Annotated in this window: 17 protein-coding genes; 13 read left to right on the top strand and 4 right to left on the bottom strand. The window is 55.9% G+C overall.

Features of this window, described 5'->3' with window-relative positions; genetic code table 11:
- Nucleotides 1-491: 491 nt before the first annotated feature.
- A complete protein-coding gene (locus CKX93_RS09510; protein ID WP_076754150.1) occupies nucleotides 492-1,205 on the top strand; it encodes a response regulator transcription factor in 714 nt (237 codons plus the stop codon).
- Nucleotides 1,206-1,228: 23 nt separating this feature from the next.
- On the top strand, nucleotides 1,229-1,936 hold the full coding sequence (locus tag CKX93_RS09505) for a response regulator transcription factor (RefSeq protein ID WP_076754148.1): 708 nt from the start codon (nucleotides 1,229-1,231) through the stop codon (nucleotides 1,934-1,936).
- Here CKX93_RS09505 and CKX93_RS09500 read toward each other — a convergent pair.
- Complete coding sequence (locus CKX93_RS09500) at nucleotides 1,933-2,694, bottom strand: IclR family transcriptional regulator (protein ID WP_076754146.1); 762 nt, start codon at nucleotides 2,692-2,694, stop codon at nucleotides 1,933-1,935. The genes CKX93_RS09505 and CKX93_RS09500 overlap by 4 nt on opposite strands.
- Nucleotides 2,695-2,857: 163 nt before the next feature.
- Between CKX93_RS09500 and dctP the strand changes: the two genes are divergently transcribed.
- From dctP to CKX93_RS09470, 6 genes are all read left to right on the top strand, one after another.
- Complete coding sequence (gene dctP, locus CKX93_RS09495) at nucleotides 2,858-4,012, top strand: TRAP transporter substrate-binding protein DctP (protein WP_200799797.1); 1,155 nt, start codon at nucleotides 2,858-2,860, stop codon at nucleotides 4,010-4,012.
- Between the two features lie 76 nt (nucleotides 4,013-4,088).
- Nucleotides 4,089-6,281, top strand: a complete 2,193-nt coding sequence (locus CKX93_RS09490) for a TRAP transporter large permease subunit (protein WP_076754142.1) — start codon at nucleotides 4,089-4,091, stop codon at nucleotides 6,279-6,281.
- A gap of 12 nt (nucleotides 6,282-6,293) precedes the next feature.
- Entirely contained in the window at nucleotides 6,294-7,805 is a 1,512-nt protein-coding gene (locus CKX93_RS09485; RefSeq protein WP_076754140.1) for an FAD-linked oxidase C-terminal domain-containing protein, read from the top strand.
- Nucleotides 7,805-8,869 carry a glycolate oxidase subunit GlcE gene (gene glcE, locus CKX93_RS09480; RefSeq protein ID WP_200799796.1) on the top strand — a complete coding sequence of 355 codons (1,065 nt, stop codon included), beginning with the start codon at nucleotides 7,805-7,807 and terminating at the stop codon, nucleotides 8,867-8,869. Before CKX93_RS09485 ends, glcE begins: the two co-directional genes overlap by 1 nt.
- An 8-nt stretch (nucleotides 8,870-8,877) precedes the next feature.
- Nucleotides 8,878-10,080, top strand: a complete 1,203-nt coding sequence (gene glcF, locus CKX93_RS09475; RefSeq protein ID WP_143339896.1) for a glycolate oxidase subunit GlcF — start codon at nucleotides 8,878-8,880, stop codon at nucleotides 10,078-10,080.
- 9 nt (nucleotides 10,081-10,089) lie between these two features.
- Nucleotides 10,090-10,965 (top strand): AEC family transporter, encoded by an 876-nt coding sequence (locus CKX93_RS09470; protein WP_143339895.1) that lies wholly within the window; start codon nucleotides 10,090-10,092, stop codon nucleotides 10,963-10,965.
- Nucleotides 10,966-11,017: 52 nt separating this feature from the next.
- On the opposite strand, the gene CKX93_RS09465 is transcribed toward CKX93_RS09470, so the two are convergent.
- Nucleotides 11,018-11,446 carry a DUF3617 domain-containing protein gene (locus tag CKX93_RS09465; protein ID WP_076754136.1) on the bottom strand — a complete coding sequence of 143 codons (429 nt, stop codon included), beginning with the start codon at nucleotides 11,444-11,446 and terminating at the stop codon, nucleotides 11,018-11,020.
- 50 nt (nucleotides 11,447-11,496) lie between these two features.
- Here CKX93_RS09465 and CKX93_RS09460 point away from each other — a divergent pair, with 50 nt between their 5' ends.
- Entirely contained in the window at nucleotides 11,497-12,789 is a 1,293-nt protein-coding gene (locus tag CKX93_RS09460) for a protoporphyrinogen/coproporphyrinogen oxidase (protein ID WP_076754134.1), read from the top strand.
- Nucleotides 12,790-12,967: 178 nt separating this feature from the next.
- On the top strand, nucleotides 12,968-13,876 hold the full coding sequence (locus CKX93_RS09455; protein ID WP_143339894.1) for an MBL fold metallo-hydrolase: 909 nt from the start codon (nucleotides 12,968-12,970) through the stop codon (nucleotides 13,874-13,876).
- A 78-nt stretch (nucleotides 13,877-13,954) separates the two neighbouring features.
- On the opposite strand, the gene CKX93_RS09450 is transcribed toward CKX93_RS09455, so the two are convergent.
- Nucleotides 13,955-14,704: an SDR family NAD(P)-dependent oxidoreductase gene (locus CKX93_RS09450; protein WP_076754132.1), complete on the bottom strand. Its 750-nt coding sequence runs from the start codon at nucleotides 14,702-14,704 to the stop codon at nucleotides 13,955-13,957.
- A gap of 59 nt (nucleotides 14,705-14,763) precedes the next feature.
- On the opposite strand from CKX93_RS09450, the gene CKX93_RS09445 reads away from it, so the two are divergent.
- Nucleotides 14,764-15,552, top strand: coding sequence for a dienelactone hydrolase family protein (locus tag CKX93_RS09445; RefSeq protein ID WP_076754131.1), 789 nt, complete (start codon nucleotides 14,764-14,766; stop codon nucleotides 15,550-15,552).
- A gap of 55 nt (nucleotides 15,553-15,607) precedes the next feature.
- On the opposite strand, the gene CKX93_RS09440 is transcribed toward CKX93_RS09445, so the two are convergent.
- A complete protein-coding gene (locus CKX93_RS09440) occupies nucleotides 15,608-17,059 on the bottom strand; it encodes a TrkH family potassium uptake protein (protein ID WP_076754129.1) in 1,452 nt (483 codons plus the stop codon).
- 95 nt (nucleotides 17,060-17,154) lie between these two features.
- On the opposite strand from CKX93_RS09440, the gene CKX93_RS09435 reads away from it, so the two are divergent.
- Entirely contained in the window at nucleotides 17,155-19,074 is a 1,920-nt protein-coding gene (locus CKX93_RS09435) for a sensor histidine kinase (protein WP_076754127.1), read from the top strand.
- Nucleotides 19,075-19,130: 56 nt separating this feature from the next.
- Complete coding sequence (locus CKX93_RS09430) at nucleotides 19,131-19,613, top strand: hypothetical protein (protein WP_076754126.1); 483 nt, start codon at nucleotides 19,131-19,133, stop codon at nucleotides 19,611-19,613.
- Nucleotides 19,614-19,624: the final 11 nt, after the last annotated feature.

Raw genomic sequence — 19,624 nt, 5'->3', positions numbered from 1 at the left:
GGCTGGGGCTGGGGCTGGGGCCCCTGTTCGTGTCACCGGCGGTGGCGCTGGAGCCTCGTTTAGCGCAGCTGGTGCGGTTGCACTCGGCGTTGGTGGGACATCAGTCTTGGATGCTGGCGCTTGCTGTGTGGGTGGGGGATCCGACAGCAGGAAGCGCTCGAGAATGATTGAGTCTGCATGGGTCGCGCTGACACTATTACCCAAAACTAATAAAATGACTGTTAATAGCCACATCTTATTTAGGGTCACTGGCAGTTGCTTTGAGCGCGCCACACACGTCCTCACATCAAATTGAATTGAGCCCTAAAAATCGTGGGGCTCGGATAGTTAGATCATATGAGCTATTCTAGTGAGGTGGGATACAAATTAATCTCTTGTTGGTAGTTTTTTTCTAGCAATTAGTCATTTAACTACTCGTTTCATGATTTAATCTAGCGTTTTCTTGTTAATTTATTCACTTTTTTAAATTAGGTCTTGGAGGTGCTAGAAGAATGGCCAATCAATCGCTGCTTTTAGCATTGCGCGACAGCGTCCTGTCTTCCGATCTTGATGGTTATTTCAAGGTGTACGGTTATGCGATTCAAACAGTCACGACGTTGGCTGAGGTCAGGGCTCAGTTCGTGCTCGAGCCTCCCGATGTGCTAATTTGCGACCTACAGCTTCCCGACGGAAAAAGCTTCTGGTTATTTCCGCAGCTGCGCCACGAATTTGGCCATCGCCCCCATATCATCGTTTACGCCGCTAACTGCAACAGTGCGGATCGGTTGGCCTGTATCAGCGCCGGAGCCGATACCTTTGTCCCCCACTACGCCGAGCCTGGAGAACTGCGTGCCTACATGAAACGCTTGGCCACCCGCTGCCAAGAGTTAGCGATAACCGTGCCGGAGAATCCTGCACAGCCCTCGTGGCTATTGAATTTTCGTCTGCACACTTTGACGACACCCACGGATGAATCGGTGACGCTCACCGGCAGCGAAGCATTAGTCCTGCATGAGCTTTTTGTACATAGCGGGCGCATCCTCTCTCGGGAGGATTTGGCGCAGCGCCTGCAGCCGCATAAGAGCGTTCAGGACACTCGGCGTTTAGATACATTGGTGAGCCGGCTGCGGGCGAAGATGAAAAATCATGCTGATGGTGAGGATCCCATAAAGACCTACCGCAATATGGGATATGGTTTTCACGGTTACGCGAACATTCAACGTTAAGCTCGGAGTCTATCAATTTCCCAATGCAAGTTTCTCGCCACATCTTATTAATTGAAGACGATCTCAACCTCAGTGAAGAGATTCGTGAATGTCTGGAATTTCAAGGCTTTGAACTCACTCATTCAGAAACCATCGCAGATGCTGAAGAGCAGCTCAAGTGCCATGAGTTCGGCATTCTATTGGTGGATCTGACCTTGCCAGATGGAGATGGGCTATCGCTGATCCAAAAGCAGCGCAGCGAAGGAGATCCGAGCGTCGTCATTATTGCCGTGACGGCGCGCTCGGCGGTAGAAGATCGCATTGAGTGTGTTAATGAGGGGGTGGATGCCTTTCTCTGTAAACCGCTCGACTTGCGCGAATTGGGGGCGGTAGTGAAACGCCAGTTGGATCGCGTGGAGAGCATTTCGCGAGCCTCACATGAGCCTACTCAGTGGACCTTGGATGCCGTGAAAAGCGCCCTTAATACGCCGAGCGGCGTACCCATTGTATTGGGTTGTAGCGAGTATTTATTGGTAGAGGCGTTGCTTGAAGCGCGAGGCCGTCCGGTCACGCGTGAGGATCTAGCGGGACGGATTTATCCGGGACAGGACTGCGACAATCGGCGTATTGATAATCTGGTAACGCGGCTAAGGCAGAAACTGCAAAGCGTGGGTATCAAAGACGACATTTTGCGGACCTTAAGAGGCTATGGTTACCTATTTCAGGTCTCAGCAAACACTCAACAATCTTAGTGGAATCCTAAGCGCTCAGAGATGCGCGCTGCCGACCCTTTTAAAAGGGCCGCCCAATCGTCTTTGCGGCGCTCAAGGGGCGCGGAGATGGATAGACCAGCAATGGCATTACCGCTGCTATCGCGAATCAAGACCCCAATACAGCCGACGCCGATTTCCGCTTCTTGATCATCCAAAGCAAAGCCTTCTTTTTGCGCCAGCTTTGTGACGCGCACCAAGGTGTCGGCATCATTAATGGTGTGCACGGTATAAGAAGGCAAGCCCGTGCGTCTGGCGTAAGACCTAGTCTCTTCTTCACCCGCATCGCCCAAGAGAATTTTCCCGACCGCCGTGACGTGCAAAGGCGCGCGGCTGCCAATGAGTTGTTCAACACGCATCATGCGATCGGGCAAGGCGCGCTCCACATAGATGACTTTATCGCCTTCTCGCAAGGTTAAGTTGACCGTCTCCCCGACCTGACCCAGTAAGCGATCCATTTCTGGCCGAGCGATGCTGCGCAGATCCAGATCCGAGCGCACTCGCGAGGCGAATTTAATGAACGCCGGTCCTAAGCTATAGGCACCCTGCTCATCGCGGACCACGAAATCATGGGCATGCAGTGAAGTTAGAATGCGATAGGCGGTTGAGGGGTGCAGCCCGGCTTCAATGGCCAGGACTTTGAGGTTGGCCCCTTGGGTATAACGACCCAAAACTTCAAGCAGCTCGGCGGCGCGATCAATCACCTGAATGCTTTGTGATCTGGCCTCGGATGGTGGCATGGGTTTTCCCGTGATTTTTTAGCATTTCACATTATGAGAAAGCACAACTATTGTAAATCTTTGCGATACGGACTAGTTTTGGCTCGTCTCACGATGTGAGAACGCATTCCAATAAGAATGTGCCGAGTACTAAAGCGGCACGATAAGCAACCCTAGGAGGGTGATGATGAGTAACGATAAGAAACTGGATGTCGACGGAGACAAGGCCGTGGCATCAGAAGCAGGCTCTAGGCGCGGTTTTATCAAGGCCGGTGCAGCACTGACCGCCGGCACCTTGTTGGGCGCGCCGTTTGTCAGTAACGCTCAGACGCGTCGCGGTGTGCGTTGGCGTATGCAAAGTGCTTGGCAGCCAGGAACCATCGGCTATCGCACTTTTGAGACTTGGTGCAACTCTATTCAAGAGCTGACCAGTGGCGAACTGAGTATTGAACCATTCCCCGCAGGTGCTGTAGCGGGCACCTTCGAAACTGCCGATGCCGTGGCATCTGGCGTGTTGGATGGCATGAACTGGTTCACCGTGTATTGGCCGGGCAAGATGCCTGCCGGCGTGTTCATGAGCGCCTATCCCATGGGCCTATCTTTGCCCCATCAATGGGACATGATGATCGACTCCTATGGCGGTCGGGCCATCTTTGATGAGCTGTATGACCGCCAGGGGCTGGTGTTCCTGGGCCATGTTCAGCATGACTTGAACTTGATTCACTCCAAAGTGCCGATGCGCAACTTCGATGATTTCCGCGGTAAGCGCATTCGCTTCCCGGGTGGCATCATTGCAGAAACCTTCGCCGAAGTCGGGGTGCGCACCACGCTGCTGCCAGGCGGTGATGTCTATCCTGCTTTGGAGCGTGGCACCATTGATGCGGCTGACTTCGTGGGTCCGGCAGTAAACTATGACCTCGGTTTCCATCAGGTCGCCGACTACATCATCATGGGCCCACCCTCCACCCCGTGCTTGCACCAGGCGGTCGACTTAATGGAAATCTCTGTCAATAAGCGTGCTTGGAGCCGGATTTCTCCAGAGACTCAGCGTTTGATGTACGAATTGGTGAAAGCCTACTCGGCCGATCACTATGCCGCGATTCAGAAAGCCAACTACGAAGCTTGGCCGAAGTACGAAGAGGCAGGCGTTGAGGTCATTCAGTTGTCTGAAGAAGACGCCACGCGCTTCCGTGAAGCGGCGATCCCACTGTGGTTTAAGTGGGCCAACCGCGATCGCGATGCCGCGCGCCTGTTCAAGGTTCACCTAGAGGTGATGATGGATCCGGCGGTGGGTGTGATTACACCGGATGACATCAAAGACTATACGCTGAACCTCTAACGTTGTTATGTCGCAGCCCCGGCGTGTCCGGGGCTGCTTTTGTGTCTTCGACTCCTTTTCCGGCGGCCTGAACTCTATGGAACTGAATTACGTTCTCCCGCACTGGCTTTATTGGTCAGTTCTGCTTCTGCTGCCGCCTTTCATGATGTTTATGGTGTGGCGCTCCAAGGCCAAAGGCCAAGCCGTCACGCCCACCAGTGAGACCTTTACCCAAGGCGAAGAACCGATGGCGGGAACCCCCCGCGGTTTCTTCTTTCGCGGTGTTGATGGTTTATCGATGTTCACCGGTACCTTTGTGGCGTATTGGTCGATCATCGCCGTGTTTGTTTATTCCTATGAAGTGATTGCTCGGTATGCCTTTAACTCGCCCACCAACTGGGCGCATGAGGCGATGTTCCTCATGTTTGGCATGCAATACCTGATCTCGGGTGCTTATTGCTTGCGCATGGATGGCCATGTGCGTGTGGATGTGCTGTATACCCGCTTGGGTCCGGCGGCTTCGGCGGCCTTGGATATTCTCACATCGGTGGTTTTCTATTTATTTATCTTGATTTTAACGTTCACGGCGTGGACGTTTTTTGCGCGCTCGATGTCCAGTGAGGTGTGGTTTTTCGCCACCGGCTGGCGCAATGAAACCTCGCTGAGCGAATGGGGCATTCAATATTTCCCCATTAAGTTTGCGATGGTACTGGCCGGCGTTTTGCTGTTATTGCAAGGTACAGCGCGACTATTGAAAGACATTGCGGTGTTTCGTGCCGCTATCAAGAGCTATGAGAAAGCCAAGGCGCCGCTGTGGGGCATGGTGATTCTCGCCGCTTTGTTGGGACTCTTACTGTTGTGGGAAATCTTCAACATCATGGTGCTCGATGGCGATTACGAGCGCGTGATCTTCACCTTGGAAGGCGTGCTGGCCGATATCGGCATTGGCACTTTGACGCTGTTGATGACCGGGGCGCTTTTAATCGTCTTATTGGCGGGCTTGCCTTTGGCGTTTGTCACCGGCGGTTTGGGCGTGATGTTCATTTATCTGGTGGGCGACCACTTCATGTTGAACATCATTCCCTCGCGCATCTTCCCGCTGATGACCGACTATCAGCTCTCGGCGATCCCTTTGTTTATCTTCATGGCGGCGATGCTGGAGAAAGCCGGTCTGATTGAAGATCTATTCGACGTGGTTTACCACTGGATTGGCGCTTTGCGCGGGGGGCTGGCCATCGCCACCATCGCCGCTGCCACTCTATTGGCCGCCATGGTGGGGGTTATTGGGGCTGCGGTGGTCACCATGGGCATCATCGCCCTACCCGCCATGCTCAAAAGGGGGTACGACCCCAAAATTGCCTTGGGGGCGATTATGGCCGGCGGCACGCTGGGAATTCTGATTCCGCCGTCTATTTTGGCGATTATTTATGCAGTGGTGGCGGGTCAGTCAGTGGGTGAGCTGTACTTAGGCGCTTTGCTGCCGGGCTTGCTGCTCTCTGCCATGTATATGACTTATGTGGGCGTGCGTGCTGGCCTAAATCCCAAGCTGGGTCCAGCGATGCCCGTGGAAGAGCGGGTAGATTTTCCCACGCGACTGCGCATGCTGCGCAACATGTTGGCGCCAATTTTACTCGTCGCGGTAGTGCTGGGCGCGATTTTCACGGGCTTGGCCACGCCGGTGGAGTCTGCAGGTATTGGTACTCTTGGGGCGCTGTTGGTGGCGGCGATGCATGGCCGGCTCAATTGGGTGAACATCCATGACGCTTGCATGATGACCTTGAAGGCCACCTCGATGGTGCTGTGGATTATCTTTGGCGCCACCGTCTTTGTCGGATTCTATATCCTGCAGGGCGGCCAAGCCTTTATTCAGGATTTGATTATGGGTACGGGCTTGGGTCCGTATGGCATTTTGATTTTGATTATGATTGCTCTAGTGCTTTTGGGAATGTTCCTGGATTGGGTAGGGATTTTGCTGTTGGCGGTGCCAATTTTCGTGCCGCTGGTGGTGGGTCTGGCTTTTGAAGGGGTATTAGGTCTTCCCGGTGTGCCTCCGGATAAGATTGCCCTGTGGTTTGGGGTCTTGTATCTGGTGAATATGCAGATGAGCTTTTTAAGTCCGCCCTTTGGCTATGCCTTGTTTTACATGCGCGGGGTGGCGCCGCCGGGCGTCGATATGGCGACGATTTATAAGTCCTCCCTACCCTTTTTGGCGCTGCAGACTTTGGGCCTGACCCTGTGTGTGGTTTTCCCGGGGATTATTCTTTGGCTGCCCAGCTTGGCCTATGGCTGATAGGATAGGTGCATGACTGCTGATGCCTTAAGACCCGCAAACCTCGAGGAGCCCCGCCAGCTGGGTGAGGCTGAGAAGCGCGATCTGGTGGCGGCGCTAAGAGCGATTTTGCCCGGTGATGCGCTGTTGATTGATGATGAGGCGCTGCGGCCTTATGAGTGCGATGGGCTCGCGGCTTATCGGCGCAAACCGTTGTTGGTGGCTTTGCCTGAGACGGTGGAGCAGGTGCAAGAGATTCTGCGCACATGTGCAGCGCGTGATGTGCCAGTGGTGGCGCGCGGCGCGGGCACGGGGCTATCCGGCGGCGCTTTTCCCCTCTCCAATGGCGTACTGTTGGTGATGGCGCGGTTTAATAAGATCTTAGAGATTGATGCCGATAATCGCGTCGCGCAGGTGCAGCCGGGCGTGCGTAATCTGGCAATCACTGAGGCGGCGGTGCCACTGGGGCTTTACTATGCGCCGGACCCGTCTTCGCAGATTGCCTGTTCTATTGGCGGCAATGTGGCGGAAAATGCCGGCGGCGTGCATTGCCTGAAATACGGCCTGACAGTGCATAACATCCAACAAGTGAAGATGGTGACCATGGACGGCGAGTTGGTGACCATTGGCGCACAGTCTTTAGATGCGCCCGGATTTGACCTGCTGGCGCTGGTGACGGGCTCTGAGGGCATGTTGGGGGTGATCGTTGAGGTCACGGTCAAGCTTTTGCCCAAACCTGAGCGCGCGCAGGCCTTGTTGGCGGCGTTTTCCACGGTCGAACAGGCCGGAGACGCGGTGGCGGCGATTATCGCGTCGGGTGTCATTCCCGCCGGTCTTGAGATGATGGATAACCCAGCGATTCGCGCTGCTGAAGACTTTGTGAAAGCCGGTTATCCGGTGGAGGCTGAGGCGATTTTGTTGTGTGAGATTGATGGCACAGATGCTGAGGTGTCTGAGGACATCATGCGCGTACGTGAGCTGCTGCTGGCGCAAGGTGCCACTGAGGTGCGCACCGCAAAGGATGAGGCCGAACGTCTGCGTTTTTGGGCCGGTCGTAAGGCGGCCTTCCCGGCCGTGGGGCGTATTTCACCGGATTATTACTGCATGGATGGCACGATTCCGCGCAAGAACTTGGGCGCGGTGCTGCGCCACATCAATGAGCTTTCTGATGAGTTTGGCTTGAAGGTCGCGAATGTGTTTCATGCCGGCGACGGCAATCTGCATCCGCTGATTTTGTACGATTCCGCCACACCGGGTGAACTCGATAAGGCCGAAGATCTGGGCGGGCGCATTCTGGAGCTTTGCGTGGAATATGGCGGCACAGTGACGGGCGAGCATGGCGTGGGCATCGAGAAGCTCAACCAAATGTGCAGCCAGTTTGATGCCGCCGAGTTGACGCAGTTTCATGCCGTTAAGGCGGCTTTTGATCCGGCCGGCCTGCTCAATCCCGGCAAGGCTGTCCCCACTTTGCATCGCTGCGCTGAGTTTGGCGCGATGCATGTGCATCATGGGCAGCTGCCCCACCCTGAACTGCCGCGTTTCTGATGGCGGATCAAGATCTCACTCAAGAGCTTTGTGAGCGCGTGCGCGTGGCCGCCAAGTCCGGCACGCCGCTGTGTATTCGCGGCGGTGGCACCAAGGACTTTTATGGCCGGCAGTGTGCGGCGACTGATGTGCTGGATGTGGGTTCCCATCGCGGCATTTTAAGCTATGAGCCGACGGAGTTGGTATTGACTGCGCGTTGCGGCACCCCTTTGCGCGAGGTGCGCGCGGCTTTGGCTGAAAAAGGTCAGCAATTGCCTTTTGAGCCGCCCGCCTTTGGTGATGAAGCAACCTTAGGGGGTGTGGTGGCTGCGGGTTTAGCCGGGCCGCGCCGGGCTTTTGCGGGCGGTGTGCGCGACAGCCTCTTGGGCGTTCGGCTGTTAAATGGTCGCGGCGAGGCACTGCAGTTTGGCGGGCAGGTGATGAAGAATGTCGCCGGCTATGACCTGAGTCGCTTGAGCGCGGGGGCTATGGGTACTTTGGGGGTATTGCTGGAATTGTCGGTTAAGGTGCTGCCGAAACCGGCGTTTGAGCGCACGGTGGTATTCGCTTTAGATGAAGAGGCGGCATTAGAGCGAATGAAGGCCTTGGCGCGCAGCCCTTTGGTGATTACTGCTACCGCGCATGATGGTGAGTCTCTGTACGTCCGGGCTTGTGGCGGTGAGCGGGCCTTGGAGGCTGCTGAGCAGGCCTTGGGCGGTGATCCGTTGCCTGAATCGGAAACATTTTGGCAGAGTGTGCGCGAGCAAACGCATGGGTTTTTTGCTGGGGAGTTGCCCCTGTGGCGCTTATCCGTACCGCCGGCCACGCCGGCTTTGCATTTGGGGCCCAGCTTTATTGAGTGGAGCGGTGCGCAGCGCTGGGTGTTCAGTGATGCGCCTGCCGAGACCATACATACGGCGGCTAGTGCTCACGGTGGGCATGCGACCTTGTTTCGTGGACATGATGGCGCAGTGGAGGTGTTTCAACCGCTGCCCGAGAAATTAATGCAGATTCATCGTAATGTGAAGCAAGCCATTGATCCGGTTGGTAGCTTTAATCCGGGTCGCATGTATTCTGAGTTCTAGAGACCCTGATGCAAACGCAACTGGCAGATTTTATACGCAATACCCCTGCCGGCGAGGAAGCCGAGCAGATTTTGCGCGCCTGTGTGCATTGCGGCTTTTGTAACGCCACCTGCCCCACCTATCAGCTGCTGGGCAATGAGCTAGACGGCCCTCGGGGACGGATTTATTTAATGAAGCAAGCCCTTGAGGGTACGACCCCAACGGCGCGAACTTTGTCGCATTTAGATCGCTGTCTGACATGTCGTAACTGTGAGACCACTTGCCCCTCGGGCGTGCGCTATGGACGCCTAGTGGATATTGGTCGTGAGGTGGTGGAACAGCAAGTCAAGCGTGGCTTTTCGGACCGACTCAAGCGCGGCCTCTTGCGGCGGTTTTTGCTGTCTCCAGCCTTCGATGCGAGTTTGGCATTGGGACGGGCTTTTCGCCCAGTGCTGCCTTCGCGTTGGCGACGCAGTATTCCGCAGCGCCGCGCCGCTGGGGTACGACCCCCTGTGCGACATACCTATCGCGTGTTAATGCCCGAGGGGTGCGTGCAGCCGGGTTTATCTCCCGAGATCAATGCAGCGACCGCGCGGGTTTTGGATCGCCTAGGGATTAGTATCATCGATGTGCCAGCGGTGCGCTGTTGTGGCGCCATTGAACAGCATTTAAGTGCGCATGATGCGGCTCTCGAGCGGGTCAAGGCCAATATCGATGCTTGGTGGCCGCATATTGAGGCCGGCGCGCGGGCAGTGGTGATGACAGCCAGTGGCTGCGGGGCGATGGTCAAGGATTATGGGGTGTTGTTGGCGCATGACCCTGCGTATGCGGAGAAGGCTCGCCAGGTCAGCGCTTTGGCTGTGGATATCAGCGAGCTGATTGCCGCTCAAGATTTGTCGGTGTTTCGACCGACGAAAAAGCGCGTGGCTTTTCATCCGCCCTGCACTTTGCAGCATGGGCAAAAGCTGCCGGGCGTGGTGGAGAATATACTGACCCAATTGGGTTTTGAGCTGACGCCGGTGGCCGACAAGCATTTGTGCTGCGGCTCGGCGGGCACCTACTCTCTGTTACAGCCGGAACTGGCGGGTCAGCTTAAGGCCAATAAACTGAAGAATCTGGTGGCGGGTGAGCCTGAGGTGATCGCCACCGCCAATATCGGCTGCCAGACGCATCTGGCCAGTGGCAGTGACCTGCCCGTGCGGCATTGGATTTGCCTGTTGGATGAGGCCTGATCCGCTCTCATGAATCTGGTTGCGGTTCTAGGCACGGTTTTACCGGTTTTTTTGATTGTCGCGGTGGGCTTTTTATATGGCCGGCGCTTTCCCACGGATATCGATACCGCGAATCGCCTGAATATGGAGATCTTCACGCCGGCGCTGATTTTTAGTGCGCTGACGGCTCAGGGTTTTCAGATTGCCGATTATTGGCAGCTGATTGTGTTTTCGAGCTTGGTGGTATTGGGCTCGGGGGTTTTGGTGCTGCCCTTTGTGCGCCTGTTGAAGGTCGATTGGAAGACTTTTGTGCCGCCGATGATGTTCACCAACAGCGGCAATATGGGGATTCCTATTTTGCTGTTGGCTTTTGGTGAGGCGGCGCTGCCGGCGGCGATTGTACTTTTTATCGTCGAGAACACGCTGCATTTCACAGTGGGTATGGCGATGGTCAATCGCCGCGCTAGCCTCTGGCAGGTGTTGCGCACGCCGATGATTACCGCAAGTGTCATTGGCATTGCGGTGAGTCTCACCGCTTTCTCGGTGCCGCAGGTGGTGGCTGTGCCGATTGAAATGCTGGGGCAGATTGCTATCCCATTGATGCTTTTTACGCTCGGTGTGCGCATGGTGGGGGCGGATTTCTCAGATTGGAAGCTGGGGCTTTGGGGCGGGGTTTTGGCCCCGGCCAGCGGTTTGGGCATGGTGCTGTTGATGTTGCCGGTGATGAATCTGCCGCCCGAGCAGTTCGCTTATTTGCTGGTGTTCGCGGTTTTGCCGCCGGCCGTGCTCAATTACATGGTGGCGGAAAAGTTTGCTCAGGAGCCGCGGCGCGTGGCTTCGATCGTCTTTGTCGCCAATTTGATGAGCATATTCACGCTTTTCGCGGTCCTGGCCTACCTGCTCTAAAGATGGGGTCGTACCCCTTTTTTTAAAAAATGGGGTCGTACCCCATCTTTTCTTAACAGTCGCCGATGCGCTCTCCAGAGAGGCGAGTGAGGAGCACCATCTCGCCCATAGGCGAGTCGAGGTTGGCGCGCATTTCGCCGTGCATGCGGGTGCCGGCGAAGTTGAGCTCGGCCTGCATTTCCACGCGCATACCGGCTTCGATACAAACCATGTCATAGCTGAGCTGGTCACGGCTTACGGACATGCGCTGCACCTCGCAATTTTCCCCAGACTCCAGGAAGTTCTCGGCGCTGGCTACGTCCTCGCGAGTGACGCACTGACGCACGTTATCGGTTTGCGGCGGGATCATATCCTGGCCCTCGACAGAGGTGACATGCTCGAACTGCCACTCACCCGGCTCGAGATTCGGCGCTTCGGCGTGCGCCACGGTGGCCACGGTGAGCAAAAAGGCGGCAAATAAAGCGGTGAAATTGCGATTCATTAGAGGCTCCAAGATTTAACGCCCCCCATAGTACAGAGTACACTGCGCTGATGCATGCCGATGTGATCATTATTGGGGCGGGTTTGGCTGGCTTGAGCTGTGGTTTGACGCTCGAGGCTGAGGGCCACAAGGTCCTGTTACTGGAAGCCAGCGATCGCGCGGGTGGACGCTTGCGCACTGATCAACATGAGGGTTTTTTGTTAGATCGGGGCTTTTTAGTGCTGCAGACTTGGTATCCGGCGGCCCAGCGCTGGCTGGATTATGAGGCTTTAGACCTGCGCCCTTTCCACAATGGCGCTTTGTTGCGGTTTGAGGGTCAAACTCACCGCATCACCGACGTGTGGCGCTCGCCACAACACGTAATCGAGATGCTGCGCTCGCCAGTGGGTACATTGGGTGACAAGCTGCGTTTATTGCGACTGCGGCAACGAGCGCTTTCCGGCAACTTAAGGGCCTTATACAGCCGGCCCGAGACTACTGCCCTCGCCGCCCTGCAGGCCCAGGGGTTCACCCCGAAATTCATCGAACGCTTCTTCTTACCGTTTTTCAGCGGCGTGTTTTTCGATCCGCAGCTCAGTGTCTCCTCACGCTCTTTAGAATTCGTGTTTCGCGCTTTCGCGCTAGGCAATACTGCCCTGCCGGCGCGTGGCATGCAGGCCATCAGCGATCAGCTGGCATCGCGCCTCAATCCCGGCACCTTGCAATGCCACACAACCGTCCAATCCGTGGGGGGTACGACCCCAAAAAGGGGTCGTACCTCAGTTATCGTGGAACGGGGTCTGACCCCATTTTTAGAGGCGAAGGCGGTGGTGGTGGCCACGGATGCGCGCGCGGCGCGGCGCTTGCTGGGGGAGCCGGAGGCTGAGCAGCCAATGCGGCGCAGCGTCTGTGTGTATTACGCGGCGGATGAGGCGCCGATCGATGGGCCTTATTTGCTGCTTAACAGCGAGACTGTGGACGGTAAGCCGCGCGGTGTGATTAATAGCGTGCTGTGTCCCAGCAATTTGTCGCGTCACTATGCGCCGCCAGATAAGCACTTGATCACCGTAAACTTGGACGCGGGTGATACGCCATTGGAGACACTACTGGAGCGCTTGGCGATCGAGCTGCGGCACTGGTTTGGTGCTGCAGCGGCGCATTGGCAGCAGCTTAAGGTCTATGAGCTGCCTGAGGCTTTGCCCATGCAGGCACCGCCAGTGACCTATCCCGGTGATGTCGTGCTACGCAAAGACGAGTCGCTGTGGGTGTGCGGCGAGTATGCCTCAGCCCCCTCATTTCAGTGGGCACTGCATAATGGTGAACGCGCCGCCCAAGAAGTGCTAGATTATCTGGCACAAAAATAACCAACATAAAAAATAACAGGCATTATCGGACACAAAGGAGCTTGCGATGATGGGGATTAAGCCGGCGGTGTTTAGCAGAGGGTTTCTGTGCCAAAGATCCAGTTCAACACCCGAACGGCCTTGCAAAGGGTTAGCCAGCCGAGGTTTTATCTTCGCCTTGCTCTTTGCTCTGCTGAGCATGGCATCGTCGGCCAAAGCAGCGGATCGCAGTTTAGAAGAGATTCTTCAGCCCATCGATTTAGGCGATGGGGTTTATTATTTTTACGGCTCTTTAGAGAACCGAACGCCACTCAATCAGGGCGTCACCAATAACATTGGCTTTGTCGTCACAGATGCCGGCGTGGTGCTCATTGATAGTGGCCCTAGCCATCAGGTAGCCGCGCAGATTACTGAGGCGGTGGCTTCAATGACGGCCAAGCCCATTGTCCAAGTTGTCAGCCTCGGCAGTCAGGACCATCGCTGGCTGGGCAATGATTATTTTGTTTCCCATGGAGCAGAACTCATCGCCCTCACCCGCACCGCCACCACCCAGGCCAATACCGCTGATCAGCATGTGCAGCGCTTGACCCGTGCCTTAGGCGAGGAAGCTTTGGCCGGCACAGTCCCAAAAGTGGCAGAACAGCCCATCGACGCCGATCGGCATGAGTGGACCATGGGACAGCATCGCTTCGCCTTAGTGTTCGCGGGTGATGGCCACTTCCCAGGCGATGCGATGTTGCATCTACCTGACCAAGGCATCGTATTCACGGGGGATATTGTGTACACCGAACGCATGCTGGGCATTCATCCCTGGACCAATCCAGTGGAACAGTTGGCGGCCTTTGACACTATGGTTGGGTGGAACCCGCGAGTGGTCGTACCGGGACATGGGGCGGCGACCGATGTCGCTGAAGCCACGCGCGATACCGGGGACTATTTGCGCCATCTGGTCACTGAAGTGCGCCAGGGTATTGAGAACTGGGAAAACCTTGATGAGGTGGTGGAGCGCTTGGCCGATCTGCCGCAGTTCCAGCACTTGCGGCATTATGACGATTGGCATCGCATGAACATCAACCGCACTTATTTGTTTATCGAGCAAAACCCGTAAGTCGGGCTACCCGAGCTCCCAACGCCAACCGAACCCGCAGACCAACCCGGACTGCGGAAGCGACACGAGCGCTTAGACCTACCAGGGCAACTCCGTGCCGTCAAAGGACCAAAAGCGTCCAGAGGTCTCGGGCGTAAGGCGGTCTAGCACCTTGAGCATACTGGCAACGCTGTATTCTGGAGTGAACAGCTGGCCGTCGGGGACGTTTCTTTGAAAAGGCTTGGACAGCGCAGTATCGGTCGTGCCGGGGTGCAATGCCGCGAGGCTAAGCTGTGGATGAGTGCGCCGACATTCGATGGATAAGGTCCGGATCACCTGGTTGAGAGCAGCCTTGCTGGCGCGATAGCTATACCAACCACCGATGCCGTTCTCACCGATACTGGCTAGGCGCGCCGAGATGCTGGCAAATACCGCCGGCCGACCATGACGCATTTTCGGCAAAAGATGCCTGGCCAGGAGCATGGTGGGCAGTGTGTTGGTGCGAAAATTCTCCAGGGCAAACTCTGGGTCTAGTTGGGCAATGCGCTTCTCTGGCAGATACTCACCCTGATGCAGCATCCCCGCGGCATTGATCAGCCAATCGATTTCTTGGCATTGCTCGGCAAAGGCGGCAACTTGAGCCTCTTGGGTGGCGTCTAGCTGATGCCACCGGCATTTCTCTGACAGGCCAACGGCACTGGCCTGACCCTGAGTCGCATGATCCCGCTGAACGGTAGGATTATCCCGACGATGGGTAGCGATGATGGAGCGCACTTCGGGCCGCGCCGCCAAAGCCTCGACGAATGCGCGTCCAAGCCCTCCCGAGCCCGCGATAACGATGATATTCATGCGCCAATCTTAACATCCGAGTTAAACTCTCGGGTATTACCACCAAAGGAGCGTGTTACATGAAAAGATGGCTGGCTTTACCCTTGGCTTTGCTGTTGTCCTCCCCTGCGCTGGCGGAGATTCGCGGTGAGGAGGTGCGTTACAGCGCGGATGGCGTCAACCTGCACGGCTATATCGCCTGGGATGACAGCGTGAGCGGCCCGCGACCGGGCGTCATCGTGGTGCACGAGTGGTGGGGGCATAATGACTATGTGCGTGATCGGGCGCGGCAGTTGGCCGCACTGGGCTACACCGCGCTAGCAGTAGACATGTTTGGCGATGGCCGCACCGCGGATCACCCCGATAATGCGGGGGCATTCGCTCGCGAGGTCGCCCAGAATGCGGATATTCGTCGCTCGCGCTTTAATGCAGCGATGGACGTCTTAAATGCCCATCCCACCGTGAAAAATGACCAGCTAGCCGCTTTGGGCTACTGCTTTGGCGGTTCAGTCGTGCTCAATATGGCCCGCGAAGGCGCGCCTCTTGCCGGTGTTGTCGCTTATCATGCCGGGCTGGCCTCACCGGTGGCAGCACAAGCGGGCGTGACCCAATCGCGTGTTCGCGTCTTTAATGGCGCCGCCGATCCCATGGTCCCGCCCGAGCAGGTAGCGGCTTTTGAGGCTGAGATGCGAGCCTCTGGTGTGGACTTTGCGGTGGTCAACTACGACGGCGTGCTGCATGGCTTCACCAATCCTGGTGCCGATGCTTTTGCAGAGCGCTTTGGCTTGCCGTTGGGCTTTGATGAGGCGGCTGATAGCGACTCTTGGGCGCAAACCCAGAGCTTTTTGCAGGAACTTTTCGCGCAGTAACGCGGGTTCTTGTGCACGTTTGCGTGTGATCGGGGCGGCCATAGTGCCGCCCTTTTTAGTGGCGCCAGAAAGCCGGGGTGAGCAGCACTAAGAGCGTGAAGATCTCAAGACGCCCCAAAAGCATCGCAAACATCAGCGTCCATTTCGCCGTGTCGCTGATGCTGGCGTAATTGGCGGCAACCTCGCCCAAGCCCGGGCCTAAGTTGGTGATGTTGGCGGCGACAGCCGAAAAGGCCGTGACTTGATCCAGTCCCGTGCCCAGCAAGATCAGCATCATGAGGGTAAACAGCGCCACATACGCCGAGAAAAAGCCCCATACCGCATTCACCACGCGGTCGGGTACCGCTTTACCGCCGATTTTAATGGGCACGAGGGCTTGGGGATGGATGAGGCGAATCACTTCTCGATAGCCCTGTTTGATTAGCAGCATAAAGCGAATCACTTTGATACCGCCGGCGGTGGACATGGCGCACCCGCCAATAAAGGCCACGAATAGCAAAAGCGCCGGCAGAAACAAAGGCCAGGCCGCAAAATTATCGGTGGCAAAACCCGCCGTCGTGCCAATAGACACGGCATGGAAAATGCCATTCACCACCGCATCATTCCATTGGCTGTAATGCCCCAAAAGCAGCAGTGTGGCCACGACTACCAGCATCAAGGTGAGCATAATGGCGCCGAACCAGCGCACTTCGGGATCCTTGAAGTACGTTAGCGGATTGCGGGTACGCCAGGCGAAAAAATGCACAGAAAAATTGATCGCGGCAATCAGCATAAACACGGTTGCGATCAGCGAAATCGCCGGGCTTTGGAAATGCCCAATGCTGGCGTCATAGGTCGAAAAACCGCCGATAGCCACGGTCGAGAAGCTATGGCCGATGGCGTCAAAAGCGTCCATGCCGGCCAGCCAATAAGCACTGGCGCAGGCCACGGTAATCGTCAGATAGATATACCAAAGCGCTTTGGCGGTCTCGGCAATACGCGGCGTGAGTTTGGTGTCTTTGACGGGGCCCGGAGTCTCGGCGCGATAAAGCTGCATGCCGCCAATACCGAGCATGGGTAAGATCGCTACCGCCAAAACGATGATGCCCATGCCGCCCAGCCACTGCAGCTGTTGCCGATAAAAACGGATCGAGTGCGGCAAATCATCGATGCCCGAGAGGATGGTCGCGCCGGTGGTGGTCAGTCCGCTCATGCTCTCAAAGGCGGCATCGGTGATAGAGATATTCGGCGCTTGTGAGAGCGTCAGCGGCACGGCTCCGGACAGGCCCAGCACCACCCAAAACAGCACCACGATGAGAAACCCATCTCGGGTGCGCAGCTCTTGGCGATTGCGGCACACCGGCAACCAGAGCAGCATGCCAAACACCAACAGTAAGCCAAATGCCGAGAGAAACGGCATCAGCCCATCGTCTTGGTAAATCAGCGCTACCAGCGCTGGCGGTAACATGGTGAAACTAAACAGCATCACCAGGATTCCCACAATCCGTAAAACCGGCGCCCAGTGCATAAAACATCCAAAAAAGGGGTACGACCCCATTATAGGTATAATCAGCTGATTATGTCCTTGAACCGCTTACACTGCCAGGGCCCAGGTGCCGATAGATGATGTGGCTGCGCTGTGCATTGCTGATCACCCTAGCCGTCTTCATGGCGCCTGCTGCCGCAAAACAAGAGCCGATCAGTTGGCCCCTCAATCTAGGGCCTGATATTGGCTTTGAGCTATGGGTTGACGAAAGCGCCAACACGCACTTCGATGAGATTCGGCAGCTTCCTGCAGATGCTTGGCAGCAGAGAAGTTATGCGCTGATGGAAGGCTACACGTATGCCGCTCACTGGCTGAGATTTAGTATCCCTGAACTCGCCCAAGCCGTCCCCACACTGTGGCTTGAGATCTCCCCCGCTTATTTAGACCAGTTAGACCTTTTTTATCAGCCAAATGCGGACATCGATGAATGGGTGCAGATAACAGGTGGCGATATCTTTAGCGCCGCTGATCGACCCATTGATTGGCGCCATATGGTTTTTCCTTTGGAATCCACGGAAACCATGGGGCCGATCTATTTGCGATTGCAAACCTCCAGCACCTCAATGCTGTTTGGCAAGTTTTGGATTCCTGAGGCCTTTGCGATAGCCAAAGCCAAGGACAGCATATTGTGGGGGTTGTATTTTGGTTTCGCCCTGTTCTCGGTAGTACTGGCACTGGTGTTGGGTGCTTTTACACGCGACCGTACCCTATTGTCAGTGGCCGCTTTTGGGATTGCCTATGTGTTTATCGCCAGCATGCAAGGTTTCATGGGCTGGTCGCTATTTAGGCATATGCCCCTAGTCGCGCACCATATGGTGGGCTTGAGTTTGATGCTCTCTTGGATAGCGATTATCTGGTTAGCCCGTGAAGCGCTGGATCTTAAAAATCAAATCCCTTGGTTGGATCGCATTACGCTTGTCTGGATTGGTCTTATGAGTTTGTTGCTGCTGAGCATTCCTTTGGGCCATTACACCTGGGGCATCCAATGGATGAGCTATCTTGGCGAGCCAATGAAATGGGTGGCGACCATCGCGGGCTTTTGGCTCTGGTACCGCCGAGGGCCGCAGTTCGCGTTTTTTGCGGTTCCCTTTTTTCTCCACAATTTTTTTGCTGCAGCATCAGTAATGAGCGCGCATGGCTACTATCCATTCACAGAACTGCTCTATGTGACTTGGCAGTATTTGATGGTCTTTTTAATGCTTATGGTGATTGGTTTGGCGGCCTACCGAATTCAAACCAGCGAGAGAGAAAGACGCGATCGGGAACAGCTGGCCCGTGAATTGAAACTCGAGCGTGAAGCCAGTTTCCTCCAAAGGCAGTTCGTGAGCATGGTTTCGCACGAGTTTCGGACGCCTTTGGCCATAATCGATGCGGTCATCACTAATATTCGAGCGCGCCCTGATTTAAGCCCTGAGGAACGCCATGCAAAAGAAGAAAAAATCCTACGTGCTAGTGCCCGCCTCGCCACATTAACCAGCAACTGTCTAGCTGAAACTCGCTTAAGCACTCGGGAGCTTAGCTTGGAGCCCGTGAATCTGATTACTTTGATCGAAGAAGCGGCGGAGATTGTGCATTTAACGGGTGGGTACTCATTGGAGCTTCGGGCGAATGAGAAAGTTTATCGGGTGGGTGACGCGGTGGAGCCCATCATGATAGACGCAGACCGTGCCATGTTGCGCATCGCGCTATCCAATGTTTTGGATAATGCGGCGAAGTACTCTTTGCCGGGGCTCATACGAATTGACGTCATCACGCGCGGCGAAAAGATCCTGATACAGGTCGCTAATCGTGGTGCTGAGATCCCCGCTGAGATTGTGGCGCAATTGTTCGAGCGTTATTTCACCCAACACCCACAAGGGATTCCAAGACGCACCAGCGCTAGTGCCGGTTTGGGACTATTCATCGCCCACGAGATCATCACCCAACACGGTGGGGCACTGCGTCTAATGCCTTATCAAGACGGATGGGTCTGCTTTGAATTTGAGCTTACCCTTTAGAAAGGGGTCTGACCCCATTTGGGGTCGTACCCCATTTGATGCTAGGGTAAGAAAGCATGAAACAGCGCCTTGTCAGCTTGCTGTGTCTGCTTTTGCTCGCCACGCCTGGCGTGTTGCTTGCGGTGCCTGGAGTGGCGCTTGCAGTACCCGAGCCAAGCCTCTCCACTACCACCGAGCTAGCGCGGGCTGGGAATTACCAGCTGCGCTGGGGGCATGAAAGCCCGATGGTGCAATCTTATCGGCTAGAGCGGGCCGATAATCCCCTTTTTACAAACAGTGTCGTGGTCTACGAAGGCGCCGATCGCGCGACGGTGATTAGTGGCCGTGGTGATGGCGTGCTGCACTACCGTGTGCGGGCACAATTCGCTGATGGCAACGTCACTGAGTGGAGTGAGACCACGAGCGTGACCGTGCAACACCACCCCCTGACTCAGGCATTTTTGCTGTTTGCGCTTGGCGCTTTAGTCTTCGTTGCTACCACGCTCTTGATCATCACCGGTAATCGCTCGCACCAGCGTGAGCAAGCGTCTCCGCGTTAGCCGCCCACCTC

This window comes from Ectothiorhodosinus mongolicus (assembly GCF_022406875.1).
Classification (GTDB): Bacteria; Pseudomonadota; Gammaproteobacteria; order Ectothiorhodospirales; family Ectothiorhodospiraceae; genus Ectothiorhodospira; species Ectothiorhodospira mongolica.
This window is presented reverse-complemented; position numbering and strand designations above follow the sequence as displayed.

What these genes read in the sequence shown, in the direction of transcription:
- CKX93_RS09450 (WP_076754132.1), bottom strand. Translation starts at nt 14,704, where the DNA reads ATGAATATCATCGTTATCGCGGGCTCGGGAGGGCTTGGACGCGCATTC.
- CKX93_RS09485 (WP_076754140.1), top strand. Translation starts at nt 6,294, where the DNA reads ATGACTGCTGATGCCTTAAGACCCGCAAACCTCGAGGAGCCCCGCCAG.
- CKX93_RS09445 (WP_076754131.1), top strand. Translation starts at nt 14,764, where the DNA reads ATGAAAAGATGGCTGGCTTTACCCTTGGCTTTGCTGTTGTCCTCCCCT.
- dctP (WP_200799797.1), top strand. Translation starts at nt 2,858, where the DNA reads ATGATGAGTAACGATAAGAAACTGGATGTCGACGGAGACAAGGCCGTG.
- CKX93_RS09460 (WP_076754134.1), top strand. Translation starts at nt 11,497, where the DNA reads ATGCATGCCGATGTGATCATTATTGGGGCGGGTTTGGCTGGCTTGAGC.
- CKX93_RS09465 (WP_076754136.1), bottom strand. Translation starts at nt 11,446, where the DNA reads ATGAATCGCAATTTCACCGCTTTATTTGCCGCCTTTTTGCTCACCGTG.
- CKX93_RS09490 (WP_076754142.1), top strand. Translation starts at nt 4,089, where the DNA reads ATGGAACTGAATTACGTTCTCCCGCACTGGCTTTATTGGTCAGTTCTG.
- CKX93_RS09440 (WP_076754129.1), bottom strand. Translation starts at nt 17,059, where the DNA reads ATGCACTGGGCGCCGGTTTTACGGATTGTGGGAATCCTGGTGATGCTG.
- CKX93_RS09505 (WP_076754148.1), top strand. Translation starts at nt 1,229, where the DNA reads ATGCAAGTTTCTCGCCACATCTTATTAATTGAAGACGATCTCAACCTC.
- CKX93_RS09430 (WP_076754126.1), top strand. Translation starts at nt 19,131, where the DNA reads ATGAAACAGCGCCTTGTCAGCTTGCTGTGTCTGCTTTTGCTCGCCACG.
- glcE (WP_200799796.1), top strand. Translation starts at nt 7,805, where the DNA reads ATGGCGGATCAAGATCTCACTCAAGAGCTTTGTGAGCGCGTGCGCGTG.
- glcF (WP_143339896.1), top strand. Translation starts at nt 8,878, where the DNA reads ATGCAAACGCAACTGGCAGATTTTATACGCAATACCCCTGCCGGCGAG.
- CKX93_RS09500 (WP_076754146.1), bottom strand. Translation starts at nt 2,694, where the DNA reads ATGCCACCATCCGAGGCCAGATCACAAAGCATTCAGGTGATTGATCGC.
- CKX93_RS09455 (WP_143339894.1), top strand. Translation starts at nt 12,968, where the DNA reads ATGGCATCGTCGGCCAAAGCAGCGGATCGCAGTTTAGAAGAGATTCTT.
- CKX93_RS09470 (WP_143339895.1), top strand. Translation starts at nt 10,090, where the DNA reads ATGAATCTGGTTGCGGTTCTAGGCACGGTTTTACCGGTTTTTTTGATT.
- CKX93_RS09435 (WP_076754127.1), top strand. Translation starts at nt 17,155, where the DNA reads ATGATGTGGCTGCGCTGTGCATTGCTGATCACCCTAGCCGTCTTCATG.
- CKX93_RS09510 (WP_076754150.1), top strand. Translation starts at nt 492, where the DNA reads ATGGCCAATCAATCGCTGCTTTTAGCATTGCGCGACAGCGTCCTGTCT.